Here is a 24,301-nt window from a genome sequence, read left to right as displayed (position 1 = left end):
TGGATTGTGCTGAAAAAAATAAGTGTATTTCTCACCAGTCTTTTGGTGATGACCAATGTGTTTTCTGCCCAGCGTGTTGTTGATTTAGTTGTGGGCTACAAGACCGTTCATTTTGCTGGAAAATCTCGAGTTGCGATTGCGGTAAATAATCAGATTCCAGCACCAACACTACACTTTAAGGAAGGCGATAAGGTCACTATTAATGTATACAATCATTTGGATAAACCCACAACAATTCATTGGCATGGTGTTTTAGTTCCTTGGCAAATGGATGGTGTGGAGCATGTGAGTCAAAAAGCGATTCCATCAGGAGGTGTATTTCATTATCAGTTTGTACTCAAGCAATCAGGAACGTATTGGTACCATGCACACTCTGAATTACAAGAACAACAGGGCTTATATGGTGCCTTCGTCATCGACCCGATTAAGGCACCCAAATATAAATACACGAAAGATTTTGTTGTGGTGTTATCCGATTGGAGTAATACCAAACCAGAGCAGATTTTAAAAAATCTAAAGAAAGAAGGGGATTATTATTCTCCGCGATTTCCGCTGCAGCCCTCTTTATTAAAATTTATGCATGATTATAAAAAAGGCTCCGCAGAGGAACGTAAGCGATTGTTTAATGACTACAAAATGATGCAACAAATGCGCATGAGTATTTATGATTTTAGTGATGTTGCTTATGATGCATTTTTACTCAATGGTCAACCCAAATTCAAACCTTGGACTGCTTTGGTGAAGCAAGGGGATGTGGTACGGTTACGCTTTATAGGTGCTGGAGGAAGCACCATTTTTCGTGTAAAAATTCCTGAGTCTGAAATGCAGATGGTGCACGCCGAAGGGAATGATGTGAGACCCTATATGATTAAAGATTTTGCCATTGCATCAGGTGAAACCTATGATGTGCTTGTTAAAATTCAAAAAAACACACCCTACATCATTTATGCAGAATCCTTAGATACAGTAGGGGCTGCATACGGTGCCTTAGTGACCTCTTCGCAACATTCTGTAGATTATTCAAAAGTACCTCCATTTCCTGAGCCATTGCCAGTTACTCGAGATATGATGGCCATGATGATGGGGAATATGAATCAAGGTACTTTACCTCAGACAGCAAAATCAGCCACTAAGACAAAAGAGAGAAGACATGCTCTTAAAATGAACATGAGTTCAATGTCTCATGAAATGGACAAGAAAAAATCACACGTTAAGGGAGCAAATAATTCATCGTCTATGCCCAACATGAAAATGGACTCCAACATGAAAATGGACTCCAACATGAAAATGGACTCCAACATGAAAATGGACTCCAACATGAAAATGGACTCCAACATGAAAATGGACTCCAACATGAAAATGGACTCCAACATGAAGATGGACTCCAACATGAAGATGGATTCCAACATGAAGATGGATTCCAGCATGAAGATGCCCACGGAGCCAACTATTATTGGAGACAAGATGGAGCCACCCAACTCCTCTTACAAAACTTCAATGGGCACAAAATATCAGCCCATGATTGCCGCAGTGAAAACAAATGATCCGAATACTCCAGTAGCGCATGTAATCAATATGGAGTTGTTTGGGTATATGGATCGATTTATTTGGTTTATCAATGGAGTTCCTGCTTATAAAGCGAAACCCATACGTTTAGATCCTGGGAAACGCTATCGGTTTGTATTTACCAACACATCCATGATGCATCATCCCATGCACATTCATGGTCATTGGTTTATTTTGCGCAAGGGGAATGATGCCTACGATCCTTTATTGCATACGATTGATGTGCCACCAGGTGCTACGATAACCGCGGATGTTGACACCGATGCCAGTGGCCAATGGTTTTTTCACTGTCATTTTCTTTATCATATGATGACTGGGATGTCGCGTGTGTTTCAATATTCTACATTAATAGAAATTACACAGGGTAAAAGAAAGCCGCAAAATATTATAAAACAAACGCCTTATTACAATCGTCCCATTGTACGAGTGGATGAAACCATGCCTATCGATTCTTCCTTGGTGAAGTATCCGATGGTCCATCCTGCAGGTTTATGGCGCGCCTCATTTATCGATGCTGGTGCTGATCCGTTTCATAATGCACAACGCCTAAATTACAAGGGTTTATATGGTCCTGATTATCATAAGCTTGAATTATTCGTCAATGATGCGGAATTGTTGAAGGGAAAGGTTGAAAGTGCTGACATTGATATTTTTTATTGGCATTTAATCAGCCAGTTTTGGGCGATTAAAGCAGGTGCTAATTATACCAATAAACCAGCAAATACACCCTATTGGCAGCCAGGTATTGGTATTGAAGGGTTAATGCCTTATTTTATCGATACCAATCTTCGAGGCTATTACTACAATGGAAGTGCTAAACTGGATTTGGAGTTATCGCGAGATACCCAGATCACCAATAACTTTTTTATTAGGGCAGGGGTACGCAGTATTCTGGCTTCGAAAACAGTCATTCAAGCCAATATCGGTAATGGACTCAATCAAATGCGCTATATTGTCAGGCCTTATTATCGGCTGGCTCCTGGATTAAATATTAATGTTGAATACGAACATGAGCAAGATTATGGCGCTTTTAAAAACATACAAATAATTAATGGGGAAGCAGCCAGTCAAGATACGGTAACATTTGGCCTTACCCTGTTATTGTAAGAGAAGTGGACAATTAATATTGAAATTTGAGCTTTTTATTTTAAATCAACTCTGATTATGAGCCTTGTCTTGTACTATTCCAGGTGTTGAGCAAAAGATTAAAGTGGTGTCATTTAGAGTTAGAGGGTCGAGGGTTAGCTGATGTACTTACGAATCATATCTCCAACGTTTGCGGCTCTGGGTGCCGCTGTGTTTTTGGTGGTTGCATACCTTTTGCCAAAGAACTTGTTGGATTATTATATGTTGGTAGTGGTATAGGATTGATTGTAACCTGCTTAATTAAAGACCACGGTTGGCATCATTCAGGATTGGTAAAAGATGATTGGATTTGGCGGAATTTTAGAACCTGTATTATTAACGTTTGGCCTACAGTAAACAAGTGCCGCAACAACTTCTATATTATTGAATCTTAAAGCAGTACCCACTGCCTTATAAGGGGGTAATTCCATTTCGTTGTATAAGGACCCTTCACCACCTTGTTGAGCCTGCTTTAGAAGTGCTGATAATAAAGCTGTATTGTAATAGATCATGCACCAGGGGGTTCTGGTTAAGTAGAGCAATCAGACCTCCGTCCACTTGTTATTCAAGTATCAATAAAACAGATCGAGTTGGGTAGGGCTTCAGGTTTTGATTCCCTTTTCATTTCATCACATCCATTGGCTTATTTAGCCCTGGTGCAATTATTAAGATCTTTTTGAGAATTTTGATGTATACTATACCTACGTATAGTATACATTTTTAGAGATTTAATTTATGGCACATTTATTAAGGGATAAAAAGAAGCTACTTCATCGCATTAACCGTATTCAAGGCCAACTGAATGCATTGAAAGAAAAGCTAGAGCATTCTGAAGAAAATGATTGTGGCGGTGTTTTGCAGTTAATCGCTGCATGTCGTGGTGCAATGAATGGTTTGATGGCCGAAGTTATCGAAGGTCACATACGTAATCATCTGGTTGATCCTGATAAAAGTCCATCATCAAGCCAAGCACAAGCAGCTCAGCAATTATTGGATGTTGTTAAGACCTATTTAAAGTAAGTTTAAATAAATTGAGGAACTGTCAATGAATCAAGAACATAATGATCACAGCCATATTTTTACTTTGGTAGAGGGATTGCGCATAGGATTCGTATTTATTTCTCTTCTATTGAGCTGGACACCTTTAGGGACTCAATTTGTACCATTTAAATATATTGGTTTTATTGCCGCACTCATAGGTGGGTATCCTATTTTTAAGGAAGCATTTTCATCTTTAAGCGAACGCAAAATGACTATGGAATTATCCATGACAATTGCATTGCTAGCCGCTTTAGCTATTGGGGAAGTATTTACAGCATTAGTGATTATACTTTTTGTATTAATTGCTGAAGTACTAGAGGGTCTTACTATCGAGCGCGGCAGACGTGCTATAAAAAGTCTTCTTGATTTCATGCCTAAAGAAGCATTCATTCGGCACCAAAATGGTGAGAGCAAAAAAAATATCGAGGAAATAAAAGCGGGTGATACTATTATTGTTAAACCGGGTTCCCGTATACCAATAGATGGAACTGTTATTAGAGGACTAACTTTTGTTGATCAATCTGCAATAACAGGTGAGTCAATGCCAGTAGAAAAAATTGCTGGATCTGAGGTCTACGCAGGATCTATCAATCAATCTGGTGCCATTGATGTGGAAACAAAACGAGTTGGTAAAGATACGGCTTTTGGAAAAATTATTCAGGCAGTTGAAGCGGCGGAAAAATCTCGTGCTCCCATTCAGAAAACAGCTGATCGTCTTGCAGGCTATCTTGTTTATTTTGCTATTGGTGCCGCACTTCTCACCTATTTTCTTACTCATGATATCCGCTCAACTATATCTGTGATTATTGTAGCAGGTGCATGTGGCGTAGCCGCGGGAACTCCATTAGCTATTTTAGGAGCAATTGGTAGAGCTGCGGGCAAGGGGGTTATTATAAAAGGTGGCTTATATATCGAAGTGCTAAGTAAAGTGGATACGGTAGTTTTTGATAAAACAGGAACCCTTACTTATGGCGCACCCTCTGTTGTTGCTGTTTGTCCTATGCCCGGCATTACTGAGCAGGCTGTACTTGAGGCTGCGGCTATTGCTGAACGATTATCAGAACACTCAATCGCCAGAGCTATTTTGCAAAAAGCAAGCGAGCAAGATCTGGATATTATTGAACCGGAACACTTCGATTATAAACCTGGAAAAGGGATTATTTGTTGGGCAAATCAAGAAAAAATTATTGTTGGTAATTTGGCTCTGTTTCAAGAGGAACAGATCAATATCAGTGACGTTAAGCCAGGCCCGAACTATTTATCTGAGGTGTTTGTCGCGCGTAATAATCAATTACTCGGTGTAATACGAATTGCAGATATCATACGTAAAGAGGCCAGAGAAGCAATAAGTGAAATAAAAAGAATGGGTTTAAACACAATTCTTTTAACCGGGGATACCTTAACGATTGCGCAGGAAATTGGTAAGCAGCTTGGAGTAGCCAAGGTAGAAGCCGAACTGCTTCCAGAGCAAAAAGCAATCCGTATTCGAGAGTTTATGTTAGCAAAGGCAAAAATAGCGATGGTTGGTGACGGTATCAATGATGCGCCTGCATTAATTGAAGCAAATGTGGGTATTGCTATGGGTACTGGGACGGATGTGGCGCGAGAGAGCGCTGACATTGTATTATTAGGCAATGATTTATTCAAATTTGTTGAAACAAAATTTGTTGAAACAGTTGGAATTGCAAGAAGATGTTACAAAATTATTATGGCGAATTTTGCAGGCACACTTTTGGTAGATACGGTGGGTATTTTATTAGCGGCTTTTGGCTTTCTTAATCCGCCATTGGCTGCTTTTATTCATGTTTCTTCAGAACTAATTTTCATTATGAACTCTGCCAGGTTGCTTCCAAATGTAATAATAAATAGGAAAGAGCAAAAAGGGATTGTAAATAATACTATTTAATATTTTCTGACTCAAAATTGGCTTCTATTCCTGAAAGGATATTTTCTGTCATGCATGTATTATCAATTACCTTTGATTACGATAGGTTTTTCATAAACAGAATCCTTTAGGATATCAAACTGTTTTATTGAGGACATTATTTGCGAAGGACATCGATAGGCGCTTCCTTCAATGGTATGATTGCTGATGTCTGTATGTCGGCTCGGACTCCATAATTGATATCGCTTAACCAAGTTTTGATGTTTTTCAAACACAACAACATTTGCATTTAATTTTTTTCCTTCATTTTTAAGAAAATTAATGTCATCCTTTTCTAGGTTTTTTTCTAATCCCCAGGTAAATTGAATCTTCGTACCATGCACATCCTTGCCAGAGATTTTGCCCAAAAATGTGCAGGATTTTAAATCCGAAATAGTGTGATCATAGAGAATCGTGATATTTTGAGCACCGGGTTTTAAGGATCTTGGTACACAGCCAATAGTGGTACTCATGATAAAGAAAATAATCATTAAAAAAATCGATTTATTCATGGCAATCCCTTATAAATCTTATGACAGAAATCGACGATTGTTTGTCTTAACGCTCCCTGAGATCGCCGGCCCTTATATTCAAAAAACATATAAATAACTTTTGGTTACACATTATATTTTCTTTGTTGCCAAAGAAGATAGATTACTGGAATGACAATCAAGGTAAGTACTGTCGCACTGAGCATACCCCCAACCATTGGGGCCGCAATGCGTCGCATGACCTCAGAGCCTGTGCCTCCTAAGAGCATAATAGGTAATAGACCGCCGATAATGGCAGTTACCGTCATGATTTTAGGGCGAAGCCGTAAAAGAGCACCGGCCACTACCGCATCAAAAACATCCGCTCGAGTCAGGGCACGCTGCTGCTGTAACGCCTCTTCCCTTGCTTTTTCCAAGGCCTGGTTAAGAAATACAAGCATAATGACCCCAGTTTCTGCAGCGACTCCAGCTAGGGCAATAAAACCAATGCCGACCGCGACAGAGAGATGATAGCCTAATAAATACAAGAGCCAAATGCCCCCGACTAACGCTAAGGGTAATGTCCCTAAAATAATCAGAACCTCAGCTAATCGACCAAAATTAAGATACAGCAAAAAGGCAATAATTGCTAAGGTTAATGGGGCTACCAAAGAAAGGCGTTGTTTGGCGCGTTCCAAATATTCGTATTGACCAGACCAAGTTAATGAGTAACCCGCGGGTAATTTCACTTGACTCTGAACAGCATCCTGAGCTTCTTTAACATAAGAACCTAGATCGCGTCCGGCAATATCAATGTAAACCCACCCATTAAGCCTGGCATTTTCACTGCGAATCATGTCGGGGCCTTCGGTAATTGATAAAGAGGCAATTTCACTTAACGGAATCGTGGCACCCATTGGCGTGACAATAGGCAATAAACGAAGCTTTTCTAAGGAATCGCGAAGGTCGCGAGGATAACGAAGATTTACAGGATAACGTTCGCGTCCCTCAATGGTTTGGGTTACATTCATGCCACCGACGGTTGTTTCAATAATTTCTTGAATGTCCTCAACATTTAATCCATAACGAGCCGCTTTAAGACGGTCTATATCAATGGTGATGTAATGGCTGCTTGCAACGCGCTCTGCAAAAACAGACGTGGTGCCGGGAATTTTTTTCAAAATGATTTCCAGTTGTTCCCCAATGGATTGAATGGTATTTAAGTCAGGCCCCGCAATTTTAATACCCACTGGAGTTTTTATCCCTGTGGCCAACATATCAATACGGGTTTTGATGGGCATGACCCAGGCGTTGGAAAGTCCCGGCAATTTAAGCCGTAAAGACAACTCTTCGCGCAATTTATCCATGGTCATTCCTGGGCGCCATTCGTTATGGGGTTTAAATTGAATGGTTGTTTCAACCATAGATAAAGGTGCTGGGTCGGTGGCAGTTTCTGCTCTGCCTATTTTACCAAACACCGTTTTGACTTCTGGGACAGTCGCAATAAGTTTATCGGTTTGTTGGAGTAGTTGTTGTGCTTTTCCGATGGAGATTCCAGGAAATGTTGTGGGCATGTAAAGTAAATCTCCTTCATCAAGTTCCGGCATGAACTCATTACCCAAATAATGAAGGGGTAAAAAACCAAGAAAGACAATTAGAGCGGCTAGGGCTAAAATCATTTTTGGGGCTTTTAAACTGGCATATAACACCGGTTGATACAATGCAAGTAACATTCGGTTAATAGGATTTTCATGTTCTTGTTTGATTTTACCCCGGATAAAATAGCCCATGAGTACGGGAACTAAAGTAATCGAAAGAAGAGCGGCTGCGGCCATCGCATAGGTTTTGGTATAGGCAAGAGGGGCAAACAATCGTCCTTCCTGTGCTTGTAAACTGAAGACCGGTAGAAAGCTAATGGTAATAATGAGTAAGGAAAAAAATAAAGGAGGCCCTACCTCAAGTGAGGCTTGTTGCATGATGTGCCAACGATTCTTTTCTGTAAGGGGTTCATGCTCGAGGTGTTTATGTGCGTTTTCAATCATCACGATGGCGGCATCAACCATGGCGCCAATGGCAATGGCAATTCCTCCTAAGGACATGATGTTGGCATTAATACCTTGAAGGTGCATGACCATCAACGCCAATAAAATTCCAATAGGTAAGCTTATGACAATGATTAAGGAGGAGCGAAAATGAAATAAAAAGACGATACAAATAAGCGACACCACAATAAACTCTTCAATCAATTTATCTTGCAGGGTATTAATGGCACGCTGAATTAAGCTTGAGCGATCATAAGTCGTACTAATTTCTACCCCTTTGGGTAGACTTGCTTGCAATTGTTTTAGTTTTTCTTTCACATTCGCGATGGTTTGCATGGCGTTTTGCCCAAAGCGCATCACGATAATGCCACCTACAGCTTCACCTTGACCGTTGAGCTCGGTAATTCCGCGGCGCATTTGTGGGCCTAATTGCACTTGAGCGACTTCTTGTAACAAAATAGGAATGCCATTTTTACCAAGTCCTACGGGAATTTGCTCCATATCTTTTATGGATTTTAGATAGCCCTTGGCGCGTATCATGTATTCGGCTTCACCCATTTCAATGGCAGAGCCGCCTGCTTCGCGATTGCTGCGTACCACGGCTTGTTTTACTTGTTGAAGGGTTAATCCGTAAGCGCGTAAACGGTCAGGATCTAAGGTTATTTGATATTGTTTGACCATGCCTCCTGCGGTCGCTACCTCAGCTACACCAGGCACTTTTTGTAATTCATATTTCAAAAACCAATTTTGCAGACTGGTTAATTGGGCGAGGTCGTGTGTTCCTGTGCGATCCACTAATGCATATTCATAGACCCAACCCACACCAGTTGCATCAGGACCTAAAGTGGGCTGGGCACCTAGGGGTAGGCGATTGGTAATTTGGCTTAAATATTCCAAAACCCGTGAACGGGCCCAATATAAGTCAACCCCATCTTGGAAAATAACATACACATAAGATACTCCAAAACCCGATTCACCACGTACCGTCACCGCACCCGGTACTGCCAACATCGCAGTGGTTAGAGGGTAGGTTACTTGGTCTTCAACGATTTGTGGCGCTTGACCTGGGAACTCTGTTTTGATGATGACTTGCACATCAGACAAATCAGGAATGGCATCGACTACAGTATGTTTTACTGTATAGATTCCCCCCAGTATGAGCATGCCGGTCATTAATACAATTAAAAAGCGATTTTTAATCGACCAGCGAATAATGGCAGCTATCATTTAGAGTTATCGTCCTTGGGTAATTTTTTTATCTTAGTAATCATAAAATCAGTGTTCTTTTTTTCTAAATCAAATTGAATCGAGTCACCGATTTTAAGCTCATCAAATACAATGTCTTGTGCTACTGAAAAATTCATTTCCATGGCAGGCCAATTTAAAGAGGGAATTGCCTCGTGTTGAATGGTGAGCGAATGATTGGCAAAATTTATCTTTTTTATAATCCCGACTCCTTCAACGGATGTATTAGAGGTAGCACTGGATTTTTGATTCTTTTTGTCTTGGTTCGGTGTTTGTAACCGTTCAAGTCCTGCTTTTAAATTGGACTCGGAATCAAGAAGAAATTGTCCAGAAACAACCACCTGTTCGCCTCGTTTCAATCCGGAGATAATTTCAACTTGGCTTTCTGACTCCATACCCACGGTTACAGGACGAACTTCAAATCGTCCTTGGGCTTGCGCCACGATTACGCGATCACCTTGGCTGCTTCTTATTAATGCTTCGATGGGAATATGAAGCACATTGGCTTTAGGTTGGGTAAGAATGGTAATACTCACATACATATTAGGCTTTAACTGATTATCCGAATTTTCAAAGCGAAATCTGACTTTAACAGTGCGGGTCGTGGTGTCTAATTGCGGATAAATGTACTCTACAGCACCTTTCCATTGTTTATTAGGAAAAGCAGATATTTTTGCGATGGCACAATCCCCAACATGCACCCAACTGGCTTGTTCTTCAAAAATTTGAGCAATCATCCACACACTAGCAAGATCTACAAGGCTCATCATCTCTAAATCTGGAGTGACTCGCATGCCTTCACGAATATTAAGTTGGGCGACAATGCCATCTTGAGGTGCATAGATAGCGACTAATTGATTGGCTTTATGAGTTGTTTTGATTTCTTGAATTTGTTGTTCGGAAATATGTAACGACTGTAATTTTTTATAAGAAGCATTGATTAAGACCGGCTTTTTGTTCTCTAAAGCAATTAAGTATTCTTCTTGAGCAGTTACTAATTGCGGCGAGTAATACTGTAATAGAAGTTGGCCTTTTTTTACCGTCTCACCTACTGTTTTAACCACGAGATTTTTTACCCAACCATCAGCATAGGTATGAATATGACCAATTTTGTTTTCATTAGGCTCCACATAACCCACCGTATCAATTTGCTTTGCCAAATCACTTTGCATCACAGGTGCAAGACGAATGCCTAGATTATTGCTCACGACAGGAGAGATTTGCACTGTCCCATCATTTGGATGTTCATCAGCATAGACCGGAGTTAATTCCATTCCCATGCGTGATTTTCCAGGTCCTGGGTAGTGAATGGTGGGCTCCATGGAATCAATCCAATAAAGCGGTTTTTTTTCTTCTTTGGCCATGGATGCTTTTTTATTAGTGGCATCTGTTGACCATCGCCCAAGAACAATGCCTAAAATCAGAACAACGAGTGCAAAAGTGACTAATTTTTTGTTCATGTTGGGGTTCCTTCGAGATAGAGCAAGGTTGCATGAGCTTTTAAGCGCTCTACTTGCAGTTGAATGTGCTCTAATTGAATGGTCAATTCACTGCTGTAGGCGCGTAATACGGTGGTTAATTCGGTCGTAGCATTTTGATAAGCGAGTAATGCCGCCTTAGCATTTTGCTTGGAATCTGGAATTAATTGCTGGTTGTATAAATGTTCTCGCTCTAAAAGATGTTTCCAGGTGGTATATTGTACATTAAGAGATTGCAGCAAATCACGATAATGAATGTGTCTGTCCATTTGAGTTGCATTTAATTTATTGAGGCTTGCATTGAGTTGTCGGTCTTGGCGGTTTGCCGTGAAAAAAGGCAAATCCATAGTCACTTGAGCCGTCAGCATATCAGAGCGTGGTGTTCCATCAGGCATTCTACCTTGTCTTAGTCCATAACCTACACCCAATTGCCATCCCGGTTTATACTGCTCTTTAGCATAAGCGACTTCGAAAGAGGAGGCTTTGATATTTGCTGCATCTGCTTGTAATAGAGGATGTTTCATAAGGCTGTCTTGTAATTTTGCCATGGAAGGCAGGGCAGGCCAACGGGGCATGGACAGTGCTAAAGGACGATTGACGTTATTCATGCCAATCCAACGACCCAGTTGTGCTTTCAAAATTGCAATTTGCTGCTTGTTTTGAATTATTTGATTCTTCAGTTTTGATAGTTCTAACTGAACTTGCACTACATCGGTTTGGTTGATTTTTCCTGTGCTGTATTGAGACTCTGTTACTTGCAGTAACTCTTTATAAAGTGATTCATTGGTCTTTAGGGTGTGTAGCGCTTGGGACCAGTAATACAACTCCAACCAAACTTCACGCACAGTACGAATTAACGTCAGTTTTTGTTCTGTTATCTTAATCAGTTCGGTTTTGGCTAATGCGCGCGTTTGTTGGGATTTCATTTTGAGCGATCTACCGCGTGCAAATTGTTGCTGGAGTCCAACTTGTACCATCGTCATTTCGTCTTGAGTAAAACTAAAGGTATCGGTTGGAACATTAATAGTCCCTGCGGCTAATTGGGGATCGGGTAGTTGTCCGTCTGCGATTGATTGCTGTCTTAGGGCTTGGCTGTTTGCGTTTAAACGTTGTAGCTCTGGAGATTGGTTAATTGCTAGATGTTCTGCTTCGGTTAGAGTCAGTGGTCGGTTTTGTGCAAAAGCAAAGGGTGCTATTCCCCAAAAAAGGTATAACATTGCTGCAAAGAATCGAAAGACACCTTTTGTTTTCATGTACTGACCTTAAAAATTAACTGTCTAATAATAGTAGTGACACGGTACAATATAAAGAGTGCCCTCAGTTGTTTTATAGATAATTGGGTTTTCCTGCATATCAAGCCCAAACTGGCAATGATCAATCATCAGTACTCATCTCCTTCGTCTCTTGCAATGCAAATGCATAAGTGAATAACCCTATTGTGGCTATAAAAGCTAATGAAATAAATCCCACATCTGGTTCTGGTTAAGAACCTCCAAAAATGATCTGGTCTAATATTGAGTAATTTCAATATTAGATTATATCTATTTTTCTGGTTCCAGGTTTCTTTCTGAAAACCATGAACGTTGTAGCCAAAAGGCAACATCCACTAACAAAATAAGAACAGGTACTTCAACCAGTGGGCCAATGACTGTTGTAAAAGCAATGCTAGAATTTAGTCCGAAGGTAGCAATTGCTACAGCAATAGCCAGTTCAAAATTATTACTGGCTGCTGTAAAAGACGCTGCTGTTGTTTTTTCATAGTTAGCACCAACGAGTTTGCCCATCGCAAAACTGATAAAGAACATCACAATAAAATAAAGTGTTAATGGAGTTGCAATACGAATCACATCCAAGGGAAGTTGTAAAACCATAGCCCCTTTCAAAGCAAACATTGACAATATCGTAAAAAGCAGAGCAACTAGGGTAATAGGAGAAATTTTTGGTAAAAAATGGGTTTCATACCAAGACAGCCCTTTTTTCTTTATCAATACAAAGCGAGTTAGAAATCCAGCAAAAAAGGGAACTCCAAGATAGATAAAGACACTTTCAGCAATGGTCATAAAATCGATGTGAATTATTTGGCCAGTCATGCCTATCAGAGGAGGCAAGACCGTGAGGAAAAACCAGGCATAGATACTAAAAAACAACAATTGAAAAATGCTATTAAACGCGACTAAGGCTGCAACATATTGATTATCACCCTCAGCCAGCTGATTCCAGACAATGACCATGGCAATACACCGCGCTAACCCAATGAGAATGAGTCCAGTCATATATTCAGGGTAGCTATGCAAAAATAAAACAGCAAGCCCAAACATGAGGAATGGACCAATAAGCCAATTTTGAATTAAGGACAATAATAAAATGCGCCAATCTCTAAATACCAGCGGTAATTCTTCATATTTCACTCGGGCCAGAGGAGGGTACATCATTAAAATCAATCCAAATGCGATAGGAATATTGGTGGAGCCAATAGATAATGAGTTGATAAATTGTGGTGTTTCCGTAAAGAGTGAACCGATACCAACACCTGCGGCCATGGTCAGGAAAATCCAGAAGGTTAAATACCTATCTAAAAAAGAAAGGCGATGGGTGCTACAAGTGTTCATGATAGCAACTCCTTTTCTATCCGTTGTTTCAGTTGATTAAATACCTCCTCAAATGCGGCATTAATTTCCATTTCAGAGCCTTCTGCTTTAGCAGGATCAGGAATACTCCAATGGAGTTTTTTCGGGTGACCAGGGAAAATGGGACAACTTTCGCGAGCGGCCTGATCACAGACGGTAATCACTAAATCAATAGACTCTGATTTAAACTCATTCCAGGATTTACTACGAGGCGCATTTGGCTTTATGCCATGATTGGTAAGCGTTTCAATTGCTTTGGGATGTATGTTTCCAGTCGGGAAACTACCCGCGCTAAAGGCTAGATGGCGGCCATTGGAGTAATGATTGGTTATAGCTTCGGCCATAATAGACCGACAAGAATTACCTGTACAAAGAAATAATAATCTAATTGGCTTAGTATTCATCAGCCACAGCATCCAGTTGCTTTTGACTTGGTATCACAGCAAGAAGTTGTTGTGTTTTTTTCTGGTATACAACAAGAGCTTTCAGTTGAATCTCCACCCGAAAAAAATTGTACATCTTGCATGGTATGATAGGCTTCCCAGACGATTCCATTTGGGTCATTGACCCATGACTTCTCTGATTTGGCATAACAACAGGTTGTTTCACCCTCACTATGCATAGAAATATTGGCTTCTGAAAATTGTTTTCTTAATTCCGCTAACTCAACGGCATTATCTACTTGAATACCTAAGTGCTCTACCCCATGTTTGTCAGCACGCGTTGAAATTGCAAAATTGATGCGCGGATCTTCCAGCATCCATTTGGCATAATCAGATTTCACTTTGACAGGCTCAGCTCCAAACAAAGCATTATAGAAACGGATGCTCTCATCAAGGTTGCTCACACCAATATGAATATGAAAACGCTTCATGATTTACTCCTTAGTAGAAGGACAACAACTATTTAACTCAATAACGAGACAATTTTTTGTATCGGGTTGTTGAATTCTGACTTGTTGTTTGCTGCAACAATCCTGAACAAGAAAGGCGATAAAATCCCGCATTAATTCAAAATTTGCTGAATAAAAAACATAACGTCCTTTACGGCAAGAGGTTACAATTCCAGCATGAGACAAGTGGCTTAGATGAAATGACAAGGTATTGTGTAAGATACCTAATTCATCGCCAATTGCACTTGCTGATAACCCTTCAGGTCCCGCCTGAACAAGTAATCGAAAAACTTGCAAACGGGTTTCTTGCGAAAGAGTATCAAATATTTTTATAGATTCTTTTGTGTCCATAATTCCAGAATAGTCGAATAATTAAATTTAGTCAAATGTATTAGGTGCGGCAATCCAAAAATGATCTACATAGAGTACATTAAAATAATTTGCTTCTACGTTCTAATAATATAACGTCTCTCCAAACACCATTTAACTGACCTAACTTTTCTCTAAAACCAATTTCACGAAAACCAAGTTTTTTATGAAGTATGAGACTTGCTGAATTTTCAGGAAAGATCCCAGCCTCCAATGTCCATATTTTATTTTTCTCTGATTCGGAAATAACTTTCGAAAGAAGTAAACTGCCAATCCCCTGATTTTGATTATATTTAGATACATAGACACTAACTTCAGCTACCCCAGAATATACACAACGATTTGATATAGGGCTTAACATTGCCCTACCCATCATTTGTGTGGATGTTGCTACAAATCTACATATGGTTAAATGGGTTTTATCCCATTCATGCCACTTTGGAGCAGCTGTTTGAAAAGTTGCATTTTGAGTGGCTATACCTTCTAAATAGATATTTTTAACCTCGTTCCAATCAGAAGACAGCATTGTTCTTATAGTAGTTGTCATAGTTCACTCAGCTAGATAAACCGTTGAAGTATTTTTATAACTTTGTCTTATTGGAGTCAATCAGCGCAGGATTTGTCCTTGCATTCAAAATATTCGAGATGCTGTTGATAATTTATATTCAGATAGGAGGCAGTTTCTGGGGTATTCTTAAAATACCCCATAATAGAAAACAACGGAGCGTTTCTATAAAATTCAGCAGTCCATTTAGAGTAATTTTTCTTCATTTGGTGTAAGCTCTATTTTATTATCATTAGGACGATCGCTATGACAGATAAAATACGTGGAAAGGTAAAATGGTTTAATAAAGATAAAGGATTTGGCTTTATTGAGAGTAGTGGCAAGGATTATTTTGTGCACTTCAGTGCCATTCAGGGTAGCGGTTTTAAAAATCTTCATGAAAATTCTAGTGTTCTATTTAAAGTGGGTAAAGGCCAAAAAGGCTTGCAGGCAGAAGAAGTTGAGATTGCATGATAATTTATTATTTTTTTATCTATTGAAGAAATATTTAAATGAAGGAGTCGTTTATGGAACGAATGACAGCAGTGGTAACAGGAGGTACCGGTGGGATAGGTTCTGCAATATGCCAACGTCTTGCAGCTGATTACCAAGTCATTGCATGTTATTTTAAAAATGGCAAACATGACGAAGCAAAACGATGGCAAGAAAGTCAGAGAGAGGCCGGCTATGATGTGGATATTCTCTATGGTGATACGACTCAATTTGCTGATTGTGAAAAACTCACTGATTTATTGATGGAGCGCTATGGACGTATCGATGTTTTGGTCAATAATGCGGGGATCACATGCGATACGACTTTAAAGAAAATGACCTCCCAACAATGGCAACAGGTTATTGATGCCAATTTGACCAGTGTATTTAATATGACGCGTAATGTGTTACCCGCTATGCTTGCTCAAGGCTATGGTCGAATTATTAGTATTTCATCGATTAATGGTCGCAAAGGCCAATTTGGGCAATGCAATTATGCTGCAACCAAAGCAGCTCTTTTTGGTTTTACCAAAAGTTTAGCGTTGGAAGTAGCTAATAAAGGAATTACAGTCAATACCATTTCTCCAGGATATATTGAAACGCCCATGTTAGCTTCTATCAAAGAAGAGATTCTCAATGCAATTGTTACTTACATACCCGTTGGTCGATTAGGTAAACCTGAAGAGGTAGCTGATGCAGTCACATTCCTTGCAGCTCCCGAAAGAGGCTTTATTACTGGCGCTAATCTAGATATTAATGGTGGGCAATACATGTAAAGAAGATGAATCCATATTTATCTTGTGTTAATTATTATTTATTTTACTATTTCACGGCCTGGAGTGTACCACAACTTGCTGATTATATAGAAAAAACTCATTCGGGACTTCGAGGATTTACAAGACCAAATTGTTTAGCATGAGGCAATTGTACGAAATCTATTAGGATGACAAAATTGTCTCACCAGTGGCGAGACAATTGCCCTGGACTCACAATCTCATCATTCTTAGTCAAGGTGAAAATAGACAAGAGCGTGAATTTTATATACAGAATGAGTGAGGTAAATAAAGGGAAGGTAAAAGGTCGATTGCTCGCCTAAACTTATAATTGGAATTAACTAGTTAGGTCAAATAAGGATTGGCAACTAAGTAAGAAAAAAATGCCATAGCCATTTAGCAACTAGGGTAATAACTATTACCCACAAGAGCACAATAATTGACGCAACCACCCAGTTTTTTGGTAATAACTCACCTTTATCAATAGAAATATCTGCAAGCCGATTGCAGTCATTCCAAACCTCTTGAGGTATTAGTTTAATCGCTAAGTAAATTCCTAAGGGGATAATGATTAAATCATCTAGTAATCCTAGAATAGGAATGAAATCAGGAATTAAATCAATTGGGCTCAAAGCATAAGCGAGAGTCATTAGTACAACTAATTTAGCTTTCCTATTAACTCTAGGATCTCGTTTAAGAAAATATAATATCCAAACATATTTCTTCATGGATACCACTACTTTATTTGAATTATTCATACAGGTGATAATCTCCTAAATAGAGGCCATGGAGCATAGTGAACAAGTTGTATTCAACCCAGAAAAAGTGATTAATGAGATGATTTGAGGTATAAATAGAATTGTATTTACCCGTCAACATATTGAAAACCTGTCATGGATGATGCTTCCTGCTATTGGCATGATGAACCATGGTGAGTGGCTTTTGATAAAATTATATGTTGTTTCAGGATAAATTACACATCAGTTTAAGATAAATTACCAACCTGTATGATGTAACCATAATTGTGAGATAATGTTCCGTGCTTCTTCGTCAAGAATGAAAATTGCCTGCACGAAATTAGGGCACTGAGCCTGGACTAAAAGTTCCTGACCACAGTCAGGATCATAAAACGAATACATTAAACCAAGTAAAACTTGTTTGCCATGACTGTAGCTGCCAATTGCATTTTTGATAAACTGGTAGTTTGGCTCTAACTGCCATTTTTTCTGAGCCATATCAAGAGATGAGGCTTTTATATTAAAAAATTCAGCTCCTACTTTTTTAATCCCTTTCTTCCAGGCAGAAACAAACAACTCTTCTGTCATAAAGCACCTTGGTTTAAAAGATGTTCAATTATATTCCATACATAAATTTTCTTCCACATTCCGGTGATTACTGCTCAGAGTGCAACTTTGATTAATAAAAAATAGTCCCCCATAGTCTGGAATGTAGCTTTAATCCATTATTTAAATGGTATCTAAGCATTAAAACCTCATATCAATATTTAAAATATTGTAATCCCATTAAAATGCTTTATTTTCAACAAAATATTACTTGTTTTTTTTCTTGACTGAATATTTGAATTTTACAATAGCAAGATTAACTTCTATGCTAGCTTCAGTTTCAGATGTGTCGAGGTCATCAGGAACTACTAGATCTGAAATTAAATCACCTGTTTTTTGCATGAGCTCTTGATACTTTGGTGAGTTTTGTGGGGTTTGTGGTATTGCTTTAATAGTGCGTGATATTTCTCTTACCTTTGTGAAGGTATCGATGATAGCTAGGGTAGTTTCTGTGGCTTTTGGGCTTTTTAATATAGTCGCTAGCATATAAAGGCCTTTCTCTGTGAAAGCCTTAGGCAAATTAGGTGAAAATTTTAGAGAAGTTAGGTGGTCGCAATTTGCGACTACCTCCTGTTTTTCTTGTTCGGTAAGTTCAACCAAATAACCTTCAGGAAATTTTTCTGGATTTCTGCTTACAGCTTCGTTAATTCTTTTAGTTTCTACACCATATAACTGAGCGACATCACTATCTATAATGACATGTTTGTTTCTGATTTCGATTATTTTATCTTCTACGTCTAATTGGCTGATATTCATTATTAAATCCGGGGTTAAAGCTTGATACACCATTATAAGGCGCGCTGAGTTTTTATCCCAGAAAAATTTATAAAAACAGGGGAGATTTAAGTTGGTGTAGGATGTGTTAATATTTGGGGTAGATAACGTACCTTATCTACCCCAAATAGGGTATTATTGAAAAAACACTCATGGAGAAGGCCTTGAATTTCCTGGATGACCAAAATGACAAAAATCGAAAGTTTGGGGTAGATAAGGTTTTTCATCCCTTGGATGTTCATTTTGATACCAATTCTTTGTCGGCCTGGTTGTCATTTTATTTTCAGGTTCATGTCAAAGGCGCACCTGAAAAAACAGTTCAGGCGAAACAAAAAGACTTATCTAAATTTTTAAATTTTTTCCAGGTCGAAGTAGGGCATGACCAGGTGGACAATTGGACACCAGCAGTCAGCAAACAATTTCAACGCTCCTTGTGTAATACCATTTCTGAGAAAACCGGTAAAGGATACAAGGCGACTTCCATAAATCGAACCATGGCAACCATTCGTCATGCAGGCCGATGGCTTTACCAACAAAGACCCTTAATAGCTGGTGATCCGTTATCTGGGGTTAAGGATTTACAAACCGATGCGCCAGAATGGAATGGTTTAAGTTCGAAACAGCTTATGCGTTTAAAAGCAGCCTGTGAGCAGCGTGCCAAAATGTGTACTCGAAAAAATCAAAATGCATTACTGGAGACGGCAGTCTTTTATGTATTGTTAGGAACTGGCTTGCGGGAATCTGAATTGGTCTCATTAAATATACACCAGTATCATTCAAAAGGGTTTCATTCTGTTGTTCGACATAAAAGTAAACGGGTGACTACTAAAATTGCGTTACCGCAAGAAGCCAGAGAACATTTGGATAATTATTTAAAGAGCCGAGTTTCAGAGCCTAACGAACCCTTATTTATAAATAGGGCAGGGAATCGTATTAATACACGGAATATTTTTCGAATATGTCAGCGTGTTTTAAAACAAGTGCTTGCACTTTTACCCGAAAATGAGCGATTTGAATTTACACCCCATAAACTTCGACATACTTTTTTAAAGAAAGTGACCGACAAGCATGGAGTGCATTTTGCGCAAGAGTTGAGTGGGAACGTTTCTATTAAAGAAATTTTTCGATACGCCAAGCCCAGCCAAGAAGAAATGCAGTCAACAATTGAAGATCTTTTTGCATAAAGTGAATGCCCTACTAAAAATTCACTTTACATAATTATGAAATATGACGAATTTTATCGCCATATTTCAGCTAAGTTAACATCTTCACTATCTGGTTGATGCTGTCTTTCCAATTTGTCTACTTGGACTACGAGTGGCAGATTAAAAGATGTACCTGTTATTATACAGCAGCCTTTTGCTAAGTTTGGGATCATACCTTTTGATAATGTATCTAACGTGCTTATAGTATTATCTAGTAAAAATAAATCTTTATCATTTACGAGGCGATGTATAAAAAAATTATGAATCTGAGACATTATTGTTGCGGAAATATCGGCGGGTCGTTGGCTTGATAATGTCAAAAAAACACCAAATTTACGTCCTTCTTTAATTATTTCTTCAAATAATTCCAAACGATAATCTTTCCAGCTTTCTTGTTCACGTGTTGACTGCAGAGATAAGACATTATGGGCTTCATCAATGATTAAATGTAAAGTCTTTTCCGGTGGGCTGTTAACAGTTTTTTTATGAGATTCATAATAGTATTTAGCTAAAAGTAGAGGAATAATTTTTTTAATATCTTGATTGCATTTTCTTAATGATATGATTTTCAAAAAGTGAGTATTATGCTTTTTCGAAGAAACAGATAAAGTTTTTTCCAAGTCTTTTACTGTAGATTCTATTCTTTTTAATAATGGTTGTATGTGCTCAAATTGAAAATGACTTGAAGTTAAATCATTAGTTAACTGTAAATGAACACGAATAATTAGCTCTTTAAAAAAATCAATATTTTCAATCGTTATTTTATCAACATTGGCCTTCATTATTAGTTTATAAGACTCTTCACTACCATTGAAGTGTTGGTTACTATCAGTAATAAAATGTTCCTGAGTAGAGTGCCACGATATTTTATTTAGAAACTCTTCCATATCCTTATTATTAATATTTACCATTGCAGTGAGAAGTAAATCTTTAACTTCCTTTTTTTGGGATGATGCGGAAAATGATTTTTTAAAGGTGTATTTTATATAGGCGAGAAGATTACTATTAGTGTCTTCGTCATAATATTTTTTCCAAGAATTAACTAATCTATCTAGGAAAGGCTTTTGCGTATTTGAGGTTGCTTTAAATAATAAGCCTAATACTTCTGAATCCAATAAATTCTCTGGACTAATGGGAAATTTATTTTTTTCCCTTCCAGTTCCTCGAGTATTTAAATGGTAAACGGTTTTGTCTTTTTCTTGGACCAGCTGATCATTCGTATATTCACCATTGAAATCGATTAATATGAATTGGCTTTTATTTTTAATTTCATTTAATTTTGAATTAAATAAAGTTGTATATAACTTTGCTAAAGTATTCGACTTACCACTTCCGGTATTTCCAAATATACCAATATGTGTGTTGAACAGTTTTTCCCATTGAAGATAGACAGGTATATTTTCTTTTAACATTTTGCCAATAACAAGATCATGATTTGCCATGTCATTATGATAGATTTTAGATATTTCTTCTTCAGAAATAAGAAACACCGGATCTTTAATCATGGGTAAAAATTTAATTCCTTCGGTAAAAATATCTTTTTTAAAGTAACCAATAGGTTTAACTTCTACCTTTCTTATATATGTGATTTTGTTGCTCTCTGCCTCAAATCTAGATTCGTCAAGAAATTCCCCTTCAACAATACAGGCAATATTTATAAACCCCCTTTGAATAATTAAATGTTCTCGAATAGATACACCTTTAAACTTATTCCCTTTATAAAATATAGTATCTTTACTTGATTCATCGAAAATTTTTAAAATTATTTTTATACCGTGCACCGCTATAACCTCACCTACTAAAATGGTCATTATTGTCTCTCTGGGTTATTGGGTTCCAAAGTGAAAACATTGGTATTAAATATTTCAAAATTTAAATTTTCCTTGCAGGAAATAAATTGTATGTTCTTATATCCAAGAAACTTTTTTTCCAGATTCTTTTTTTCTTGATCATTAAAACAGCAAACGAATAACTGCAGTAGATGATTTGATAAAGAACGTTTAATCAAATTAAGTATATGTTCATCAGCAAAAGAAAAACCAAATGAGATAAGTATGGTATGATCCTTTTCAAGTTCATAACTTAAAGCCCTGAGCATTTGATAATAATGTTCCTCAAATACCGTTTCATGAAACTTCCACTTTTCAGGATTAACAATAGGTATTTTTTTGTATTCCTGCCAGAACTGTTGTTCCAAATCATAACTTAAATCATCTAAGCGCATAGAGTTTAAAGATGAAAATTCTGATTTATCAGAAGAAATTATGTCTGTGAATTGATCTAATAGAGGACTCATTTGAGTAACAATTTGGCCTATTTCTGAAAATTTACCTGATGATTGATAATCGACAATTATGCGATCATCTTCTTTCTGCCAATAAGCCGAACCATGTAGATGAATTAGATTTATTTGAGGTACATCGATATAATTTTTCTCAAAAATTCCTGTCTGGCATAAAAATGTATTAAAGTTTTTGGCTTGTAAATATTTTTTTCTAAACCCTCTTGTTCCATCATTTAAGATAAAATCGCGTTGCCCTTGTTTTAATATTTCTTCCGATGAAAGAGCTATACATCCATCATAGTTTGTTGTAAAAATATTACATCTTCGTTTAGGCGATGTGCGTTTATATAAAATACTTAAAATCGTATGGATAAAATTACTATATTGCAGTATTACATTTTGTTTGGAAGTCTCTAAATTATGTATACAAAATTCTAAAACAGGTTTTATACATGATTTAAAATAATACATAAATAGTAAAGTTTTTAGTTTAGGTTGATTTTGGCTTTCAAATTTTTCCGCTAAAGTTTCGATAGTGAATCGGTTACCATTCTCGCCTTCTAACATTAATTCCAAGGTTGGGAATAAGCCATAAGAGGCTCCCGCACCAAGGAGTATATTTATATTTTTATCATAAATATATTCAATGTTTATTTGGCTTTCCATTGTATATCCTTTCACAATTAATTCAGTTGATTATAGCAGGAGATATGGCTAGTTTTAATTATTCAATTAACATTCAATATACTTATATAAACATGTCATGGTTAGTCTCTAATTAATAAGCATATACTTTCAGGAACAACCCCATTAGGGTTGACAAATAACCCCTTTGGGGTCATAATGTCATTATGAAAATAATAAAAAAATTACAAGTTGTGGTTGAAACGGCTGAATATTTAAAGCAAGCAGAATCTTGTATGGATAAGAAAAGCAGAGAGGACTTTGTAAGTCATATTGCTCAAAATCCTACGGAAGGAGATCTCATCCCCGGCACTGGTGGGGCAAGGAAGATTCGTTGGACAACTGATAGTAATCAGGGTAAGAGTGGTGGTGCTCGAGTTATATACTATTATCATAACCAAAAAATACCCATTTTTTTATTTACTGCCTACGGAAAGAGCAAGAAGGAAAATATTTCCGAAAGCGAGAAGAGCATATTAAAAACCATTATTAAATCTATTGTTAAGGTTTATGGGGAGGTTGAACATGAGTGATTTAGGTGAAAGTTTAATTCGCGGCGCCCAAGAAGCTCTTGAGTATGCCAAAGGTAATCAGGAAGGCGCAGTTACACATGAAGTGCTGGTTCCTACTCAAGTAGATGTTATGGCTATTAGAAAGAAAATGCATATGAGCCGACAAAAATTTTGTGAAGAATTCGGGTTCAGTGTTCGAACATTAGAAAAATGGGAGCGGGGTGAACGAACGCCGGAATCATCTGCAAGAGCTTATTTAACTGTTATTGCAAGCAACCCTACCGCTGTTATTAACGCGTTACATAAAACAAGTTGCGACAGAGGATAGGGCATAAGAAGCCGCCACCTATTGATCTATTATAAACCCGATCTTGACTTGGTAATGCATTTGCATTGCGATATATTATATGAGGTATTTAGGAGAGAAATTGTGGCCAACCTATTACACATTGAATCTACTTTAACAGATAGATATCAAATTATTATTCCTGATACTGTTCAGCCTGATGGGCATGTATTCCTTTCGAAAATGGAAGAAAATCAAGATGCCTACTATAGATAATTTTCTGGATTCTATAGCTGAAGATATAAGAAATAACCCCCAGCATTTAACTTCAATAAATAAAACATTATTCAATCGAATTGAATCATTTCTGAATGGTGTTGAATTTGATTTGAATGAAATGTTATTAGATGAGGAAGAAAAAGAATAACCAAAGATTGAGGATAAAACCTTTGGAAAGCCTCTATGAATAATCCACTCATCATTAGTGATTGGATTATACTGGCACATCCTCTTTTTATAAATCAAATTGCTTCTCTGGTAGAAGAAGTAAGGGAGTTAAAGTCAAAAGATCCATAAATTATCGTTCAAAATCAGCAACCAAAAAATTAGCCGCTATTTTCATTTG

General features: G+C 37.8%; 26 protein-coding genes. 11 read left to right on the top strand and 15 right to left on the bottom strand.

What is annotated here, in order from left to right:
• Positions 1-48: 48 nt before the first annotated feature.
• Positions 49-2,673, top strand: a complete 2,625-nt coding sequence (locus LOX96_RS08130) for a multicopper oxidase domain-containing protein (RefSeq protein WP_120083090.1) — start codon at positions 49-51, stop codon at positions 2,671-2,673.
• Between the two features lie 302 nt (positions 2,674-2,975).
• On the opposite strand, the gene LOX96_RS08125 is transcribed toward LOX96_RS08130, so the two are convergent.
• Entirely contained in the window at positions 2,976-3,233 is a 258-nt protein-coding gene (locus LOX96_RS08125) for a hypothetical protein (RefSeq protein WP_115324599.1), read from the bottom strand.
• Between the two features lie 193 nt (positions 3,234-3,426).
• Here LOX96_RS08125 and LOX96_RS08120 point away from each other — a divergent pair, with 193 nt between their 5' ends.
• Positions 3,427-3,711 (top strand): metal/formaldehyde-sensitive transcriptional repressor, encoded by a 285-nt coding sequence (locus LOX96_RS08120; RefSeq protein WP_058478587.1) that lies wholly within the window; start codon positions 3,427-3,429, stop codon positions 3,709-3,711.
• A 25-nt stretch (positions 3,712-3,736) separates the two neighbouring features.
• Positions 3,737-5,638, top strand: a complete 1,902-nt coding sequence (locus tag LOX96_RS08115; RefSeq protein WP_058478586.1) for a heavy metal translocating P-type ATPase — start codon at positions 3,737-3,739, stop codon at positions 5,636-5,638.
• 62 nt (positions 5,639-5,700) lie between these two features.
• Here the strand turns inward: LOX96_RS08115 and LOX96_RS08110 are convergent, their stop codons facing one another.
• From LOX96_RS08110 to LOX96_RS08070, 9 genes are all read right to left on the bottom strand, one after another.
• Positions 5,701-6,168 (bottom strand): DUF4156 domain-containing protein, encoded by a 468-nt coding sequence (locus LOX96_RS08110; RefSeq protein ID WP_058478585.1) that lies wholly within the window; start codon positions 6,166-6,168, stop codon positions 5,701-5,703.
• A 104-nt stretch (positions 6,169-6,272) separates the two neighbouring features.
• The gene (locus LOX96_RS08105; protein ID WP_058478584.1) at positions 6,273-9,395 is read right to left on the bottom strand and encodes an efflux RND transporter permease subunit; all 3,123 of its coding nucleotides are present in this window, start codon (positions 9,393-9,395) and stop codon (positions 6,273-6,275) included.
• On the bottom strand, positions 9,392-10,873 hold the full coding sequence (locus tag LOX96_RS08100) for an efflux RND transporter periplasmic adaptor subunit (RefSeq protein WP_078061483.1): 1,482 nt from the start codon (positions 10,871-10,873) through the stop codon (positions 9,392-9,394). Before LOX96_RS08100 ends, LOX96_RS08105 begins: the two co-directional genes overlap by 4 nt.
• A complete protein-coding gene (locus LOX96_RS08095; protein WP_058478583.1) occupies positions 10,870-12,144 on the bottom strand; it encodes a TolC family protein in 1,275 nt (424 codons plus the stop codon). The genes LOX96_RS08100 and LOX96_RS08095 overlap by 4 nt, the downstream gene beginning before the upstream one ends.
• Positions 12,145-12,432: 288 nt before the next feature.
• Positions 12,433-13,500 carry an ACR3 family arsenite efflux transporter gene (gene arsB, locus LOX96_RS08090; RefSeq protein WP_058478582.1) on the bottom strand — a complete coding sequence of 356 codons (1,068 nt, stop codon included), beginning with the start codon at positions 13,498-13,500 and terminating at the stop codon, positions 12,433-12,435.
• A complete protein-coding gene (locus LOX96_RS08085) occupies positions 13,497-13,922 on the bottom strand; it encodes an arsenate reductase ArsC (protein ID WP_058478581.1) in 426 nt (141 codons plus the stop codon). The genes arsB and LOX96_RS08085 overlap by 4 nt, the downstream gene beginning before the upstream one ends.
• Positions 13,922-14,392 carry an ArsI/CadI family heavy metal resistance metalloenzyme gene (locus LOX96_RS08080; protein ID WP_058478580.1) on the bottom strand — a complete coding sequence of 157 codons (471 nt, stop codon included), beginning with the start codon at positions 14,390-14,392 and terminating at the stop codon, positions 13,922-13,924. The genes LOX96_RS08085 and LOX96_RS08080 overlap by 1 nt, the downstream gene beginning before the upstream one ends.
• 3 nt (positions 14,393-14,395) lie before the next feature.
• Positions 14,396-14,761 (bottom strand): ArsR/SmtB family transcription factor, encoded by a 366-nt coding sequence (locus LOX96_RS08075; protein WP_058478579.1) that lies wholly within the window; start codon positions 14,759-14,761, stop codon positions 14,396-14,398.
• 79 nt (positions 14,762-14,840) lie between these two features.
• The gene (locus tag LOX96_RS08070) at positions 14,841-15,326 is read right to left on the bottom strand and encodes a GNAT family N-acetyltransferase (RefSeq protein ID WP_058478578.1); all 486 of its coding nucleotides are present in this window, start codon (positions 15,324-15,326) and stop codon (positions 14,841-14,843) included.
• 264 nt (positions 15,327-15,590) lie between these two features.
• Here LOX96_RS08070 and LOX96_RS08065 point away from each other — a divergent pair, with 264 nt between their 5' ends.
• Positions 15,591-15,797, top strand: a complete 207-nt coding sequence (locus LOX96_RS08065) for a cold-shock protein (RefSeq protein WP_058478577.1) — start codon at positions 15,591-15,593, stop codon at positions 15,795-15,797.
• Between the two features lie 53 nt (positions 15,798-15,850).
• The gene (phbB, locus tag LOX96_RS08060; RefSeq protein WP_058478576.1) at positions 15,851-16,591 is read left to right on the top strand and encodes an acetoacetyl-CoA reductase; all 741 of its coding nucleotides are present in this window, start codon (positions 15,851-15,853) and stop codon (positions 16,589-16,591) included.
• Between the two features lie 365 nt (positions 16,592-16,956).
• On the opposite strand, the gene LOX96_RS08055 is transcribed toward phbB, so the two are convergent.
• From LOX96_RS08055 to LOX96_RS08045, 3 genes are all read right to left on the bottom strand, one after another.
• Positions 16,957-17,346 carry a YkvA family protein gene (locus LOX96_RS08055; RefSeq protein WP_058478575.1) on the bottom strand — a complete coding sequence of 130 codons (390 nt, stop codon included), beginning with the start codon at positions 17,344-17,346 and terminating at the stop codon, positions 16,957-16,959.
• 237 nt (positions 17,347-17,583) lie between these two features.
• A complete protein-coding gene (locus LOX96_RS08050) occupies positions 17,584-17,913 on the bottom strand; it encodes a hypothetical protein (protein ID WP_058478574.1) in 330 nt (109 codons plus the stop codon).
• Between the two features lie 225 nt (positions 17,914-18,138).
• Positions 18,139-18,687, bottom strand: coding sequence for an ORF6N domain-containing protein (locus LOX96_RS08045; RefSeq protein ID WP_058478573.1), 549 nt, complete (start codon positions 18,685-18,687; stop codon positions 18,139-18,141).
• A 182-nt stretch (positions 18,688-18,869) separates the two neighbouring features.
• Here LOX96_RS08045 and LOX96_RS08040 point away from each other — a divergent pair, with 182 nt between their 5' ends.
• Positions 18,870-19,889: a tyrosine-type recombinase/integrase gene (locus LOX96_RS08040; protein WP_058478648.1), complete on the top strand. Its 1,020-nt coding sequence runs from the start codon at positions 18,870-18,872 to the stop codon at positions 19,887-19,889.
• Between the two features lie 53 nt (positions 19,890-19,942).
• Here LOX96_RS08040 and LOX96_RS08035 read toward each other — a convergent pair whose 3' ends face one another.
• Positions 19,943-21,721 carry an ATP-binding protein gene (locus LOX96_RS08035; RefSeq protein ID WP_058478572.1) on the bottom strand — a complete coding sequence of 593 codons (1,779 nt, stop codon included), beginning with the start codon at positions 21,719-21,721 and terminating at the stop codon, positions 19,943-19,945.
• A complete protein-coding gene (locus LOX96_RS08030) occupies positions 21,721-22,860 on the bottom strand; it encodes an SIR2 family protein (RefSeq protein WP_058478571.1) in 1,140 nt (379 codons plus the stop codon). Before LOX96_RS08030 ends, LOX96_RS08035 begins: the two co-directional genes overlap by 1 nt.
• A 185-nt stretch (positions 22,861-23,045) precedes the next feature.
• Here LOX96_RS08030 and LOX96_RS08025 point away from each other — a divergent pair, with 185 nt between their 5' ends.
• From LOX96_RS08025 to LOX96_RS17550, 5 genes are all read left to right on the top strand, one after another.
• Positions 23,046-23,411, top strand: a complete 366-nt coding sequence (locus tag LOX96_RS08025; RefSeq protein WP_058478570.1) for a type II toxin-antitoxin system RelE/ParE family toxin — start codon at positions 23,046-23,048, stop codon at positions 23,409-23,411.
• On the top strand, positions 23,404-23,718 hold the full coding sequence (locus tag LOX96_RS08020; protein WP_058478569.1) for a helix-turn-helix domain-containing protein: 315 nt from the start codon (positions 23,404-23,406) through the stop codon (positions 23,716-23,718). Before LOX96_RS08025 ends, LOX96_RS08020 begins: the two co-directional genes overlap by 8 nt.
• A gap of 102 nt (positions 23,719-23,820) precedes the next feature.
• Positions 23,821-23,952 carry an AbrB/MazE/SpoVT family DNA-binding domain-containing protein gene (locus LOX96_RS17555; RefSeq protein ID WP_261341902.1) on the top strand — a complete coding sequence of 44 codons (132 nt, stop codon included), beginning with the start codon at positions 23,821-23,823 and terminating at the stop codon, positions 23,950-23,952.
• The gene (locus LOX96_RS08015) at positions 23,936-24,103 is read left to right on the top strand and encodes a type II toxin-antitoxin system PrlF family antitoxin (RefSeq protein ID WP_230849074.1); all 168 of its coding nucleotides are present in this window, start codon (positions 23,936-23,938) and stop codon (positions 24,101-24,103) included. The genes LOX96_RS17555 and LOX96_RS08015 overlap by 17 nt, the downstream gene beginning before the upstream one ends.
• A 35-nt stretch (positions 24,104-24,138) precedes the next feature.
• Positions 24,139-24,252: a type II toxin-antitoxin system YhaV family toxin gene (locus LOX96_RS17550; RefSeq protein WP_147286496.1), complete on the top strand. Its 114-nt coding sequence runs from the start codon at positions 24,139-24,141 to the stop codon at positions 24,250-24,252.
• Positions 24,253-24,301 lie beyond the last annotated feature (49 nt).

Origin of the sequence: Legionella maioricensis (assembly GCF_023618015.1) — a bacterium.
GTDB lineage: Bacteria > Pseudomonadota > Gammaproteobacteria > Legionellales > Legionellaceae > Legionella > Legionella maioricensis.
This window is presented reverse-complemented; position numbering and strand designations above follow the sequence as displayed.

What these genes read in the sequence shown, in the direction of transcription:
- LOX96_RS08065 (WP_058478577.1), top strand. Translation starts at nt 15,591, where the DNA reads ATGACAGATAAAATACGTGGAAAGGTAAAATGGTTTAATAAAGATAAA.
- LOX96_RS08110 (WP_058478585.1), bottom strand. Translation starts at nt 6,168, where the DNA reads ATGAATAAATCGATTTTTTTAATGATTATTTTCTTTATCATGAGTACC.
- LOX96_RS08035 (WP_058478572.1), bottom strand. Translation starts at nt 21,721, where the DNA reads ATGACCATTTTAGTAGGTGAGGTTATAGCGGTGCACGGTATAAAAATA.
- LOX96_RS08025 (WP_058478570.1), top strand. Translation starts at nt 23,046, where the DNA reads ATGAAAATAATAAAAAAATTACAAGTTGTGGTTGAAACGGCTGAATAT.
- LOX96_RS08080 (WP_058478580.1), bottom strand. Translation starts at nt 14,392, where the DNA reads ATGAAGCGTTTTCATATTCATATTGGTGTGAGCAACCTTGATGAGAGC.
- LOX96_RS08130 (WP_120083090.1), top strand. Translation starts at nt 49, where the DNA reads ATGACCAATGTGTTTTCTGCCCAGCGTGTTGTTGATTTAGTTGTGGGC.
- LOX96_RS17550 (WP_147286496.1), top strand. Translation starts at nt 24,139, where the DNA reads ATGAATAATCCACTCATCATTAGTGATTGGATTATACTGGCACATCCT.
- LOX96_RS08050 (WP_058478574.1), bottom strand. Translation starts at nt 17,913, where the DNA reads ATGACAGAAGAGTTGTTTGTTTCTGCCTGGAAGAAAGGGATTAAAAAA.
- LOX96_RS08070 (WP_058478578.1), bottom strand. Translation starts at nt 15,326, where the DNA reads ATGACAACTACTATAAGAACAATGCTGTCTTCTGATTGGAACGAGGTT.
- arsB (WP_058478582.1), bottom strand. Translation starts at nt 13,500, where the DNA reads ATGAACACTTGTAGCACCCATCGCCTTTCTTTTTTAGATAGGTATTTA.
- LOX96_RS08045 (WP_058478573.1), bottom strand. Translation starts at nt 18,687, where the DNA reads ATGAATATCAGCCAATTAGACGTAGAAGATAAAATAATCGAAATCAGA.
- LOX96_RS08085 (WP_058478581.1), bottom strand. Translation starts at nt 13,922, where the DNA reads ATGAATACTAAGCCAATTAGATTATTATTTCTTTGTACAGGTAATTCT.
- LOX96_RS08030 (WP_058478571.1), bottom strand. Translation starts at nt 22,860, where the DNA reads ATGGAAAGCCAAATAAACATTGAATATATTTATGATAAAAATATAAAT.
- LOX96_RS08015 (WP_230849074.1), top strand. Translation starts at nt 23,936, where the DNA reads ATGCCTACTATAGATAATTTTCTGGATTCTATAGCTGAAGATATAAGA.
- LOX96_RS08055 (WP_058478575.1), bottom strand. Translation starts at nt 17,346, where the DNA reads ATGAATAATTCAAATAAAGTAGTGGTATCCATGAAGAAATATGTTTGG.
- LOX96_RS08115 (WP_058478586.1), top strand. Translation starts at nt 3,737, where the DNA reads ATGAATCAAGAACATAATGATCACAGCCATATTTTTACTTTGGTAGAG.
- LOX96_RS08100 (WP_078061483.1), bottom strand. Translation starts at nt 10,873, where the DNA reads ATGAACAAAAAATTAGTCACTTTTGCACTCGTTGTTCTGATTTTAGGC.
- LOX96_RS08020 (WP_058478569.1), top strand. Translation starts at nt 23,404, where the DNA reads ATGAGTGATTTAGGTGAAAGTTTAATTCGCGGCGCCCAAGAAGCTCTT.
- LOX96_RS08120 (WP_058478587.1), top strand. Translation starts at nt 3,427, where the DNA reads ATGGCACATTTATTAAGGGATAAAAAGAAGCTACTTCATCGCATTAAC.
- LOX96_RS08095 (WP_058478583.1), bottom strand. Translation starts at nt 12,144, where the DNA reads ATGAAAACAAAAGGTGTCTTTCGATTCTTTGCAGCAATGTTATACCTT.
- LOX96_RS08105 (WP_058478584.1), bottom strand. Translation starts at nt 9,395, where the DNA reads ATGATAGCTGCCATTATTCGCTGGTCGATTAAAAATCGCTTTTTAATT.
- LOX96_RS08075 (WP_058478579.1), bottom strand. Translation starts at nt 14,761, where the DNA reads ATGGACACAAAAGAATCTATAAAAATATTTGATACTCTTTCGCAAGAA.
- phbB (WP_058478576.1), top strand. Translation starts at nt 15,851, where the DNA reads ATGGAACGAATGACAGCAGTGGTAACAGGAGGTACCGGTGGGATAGGT.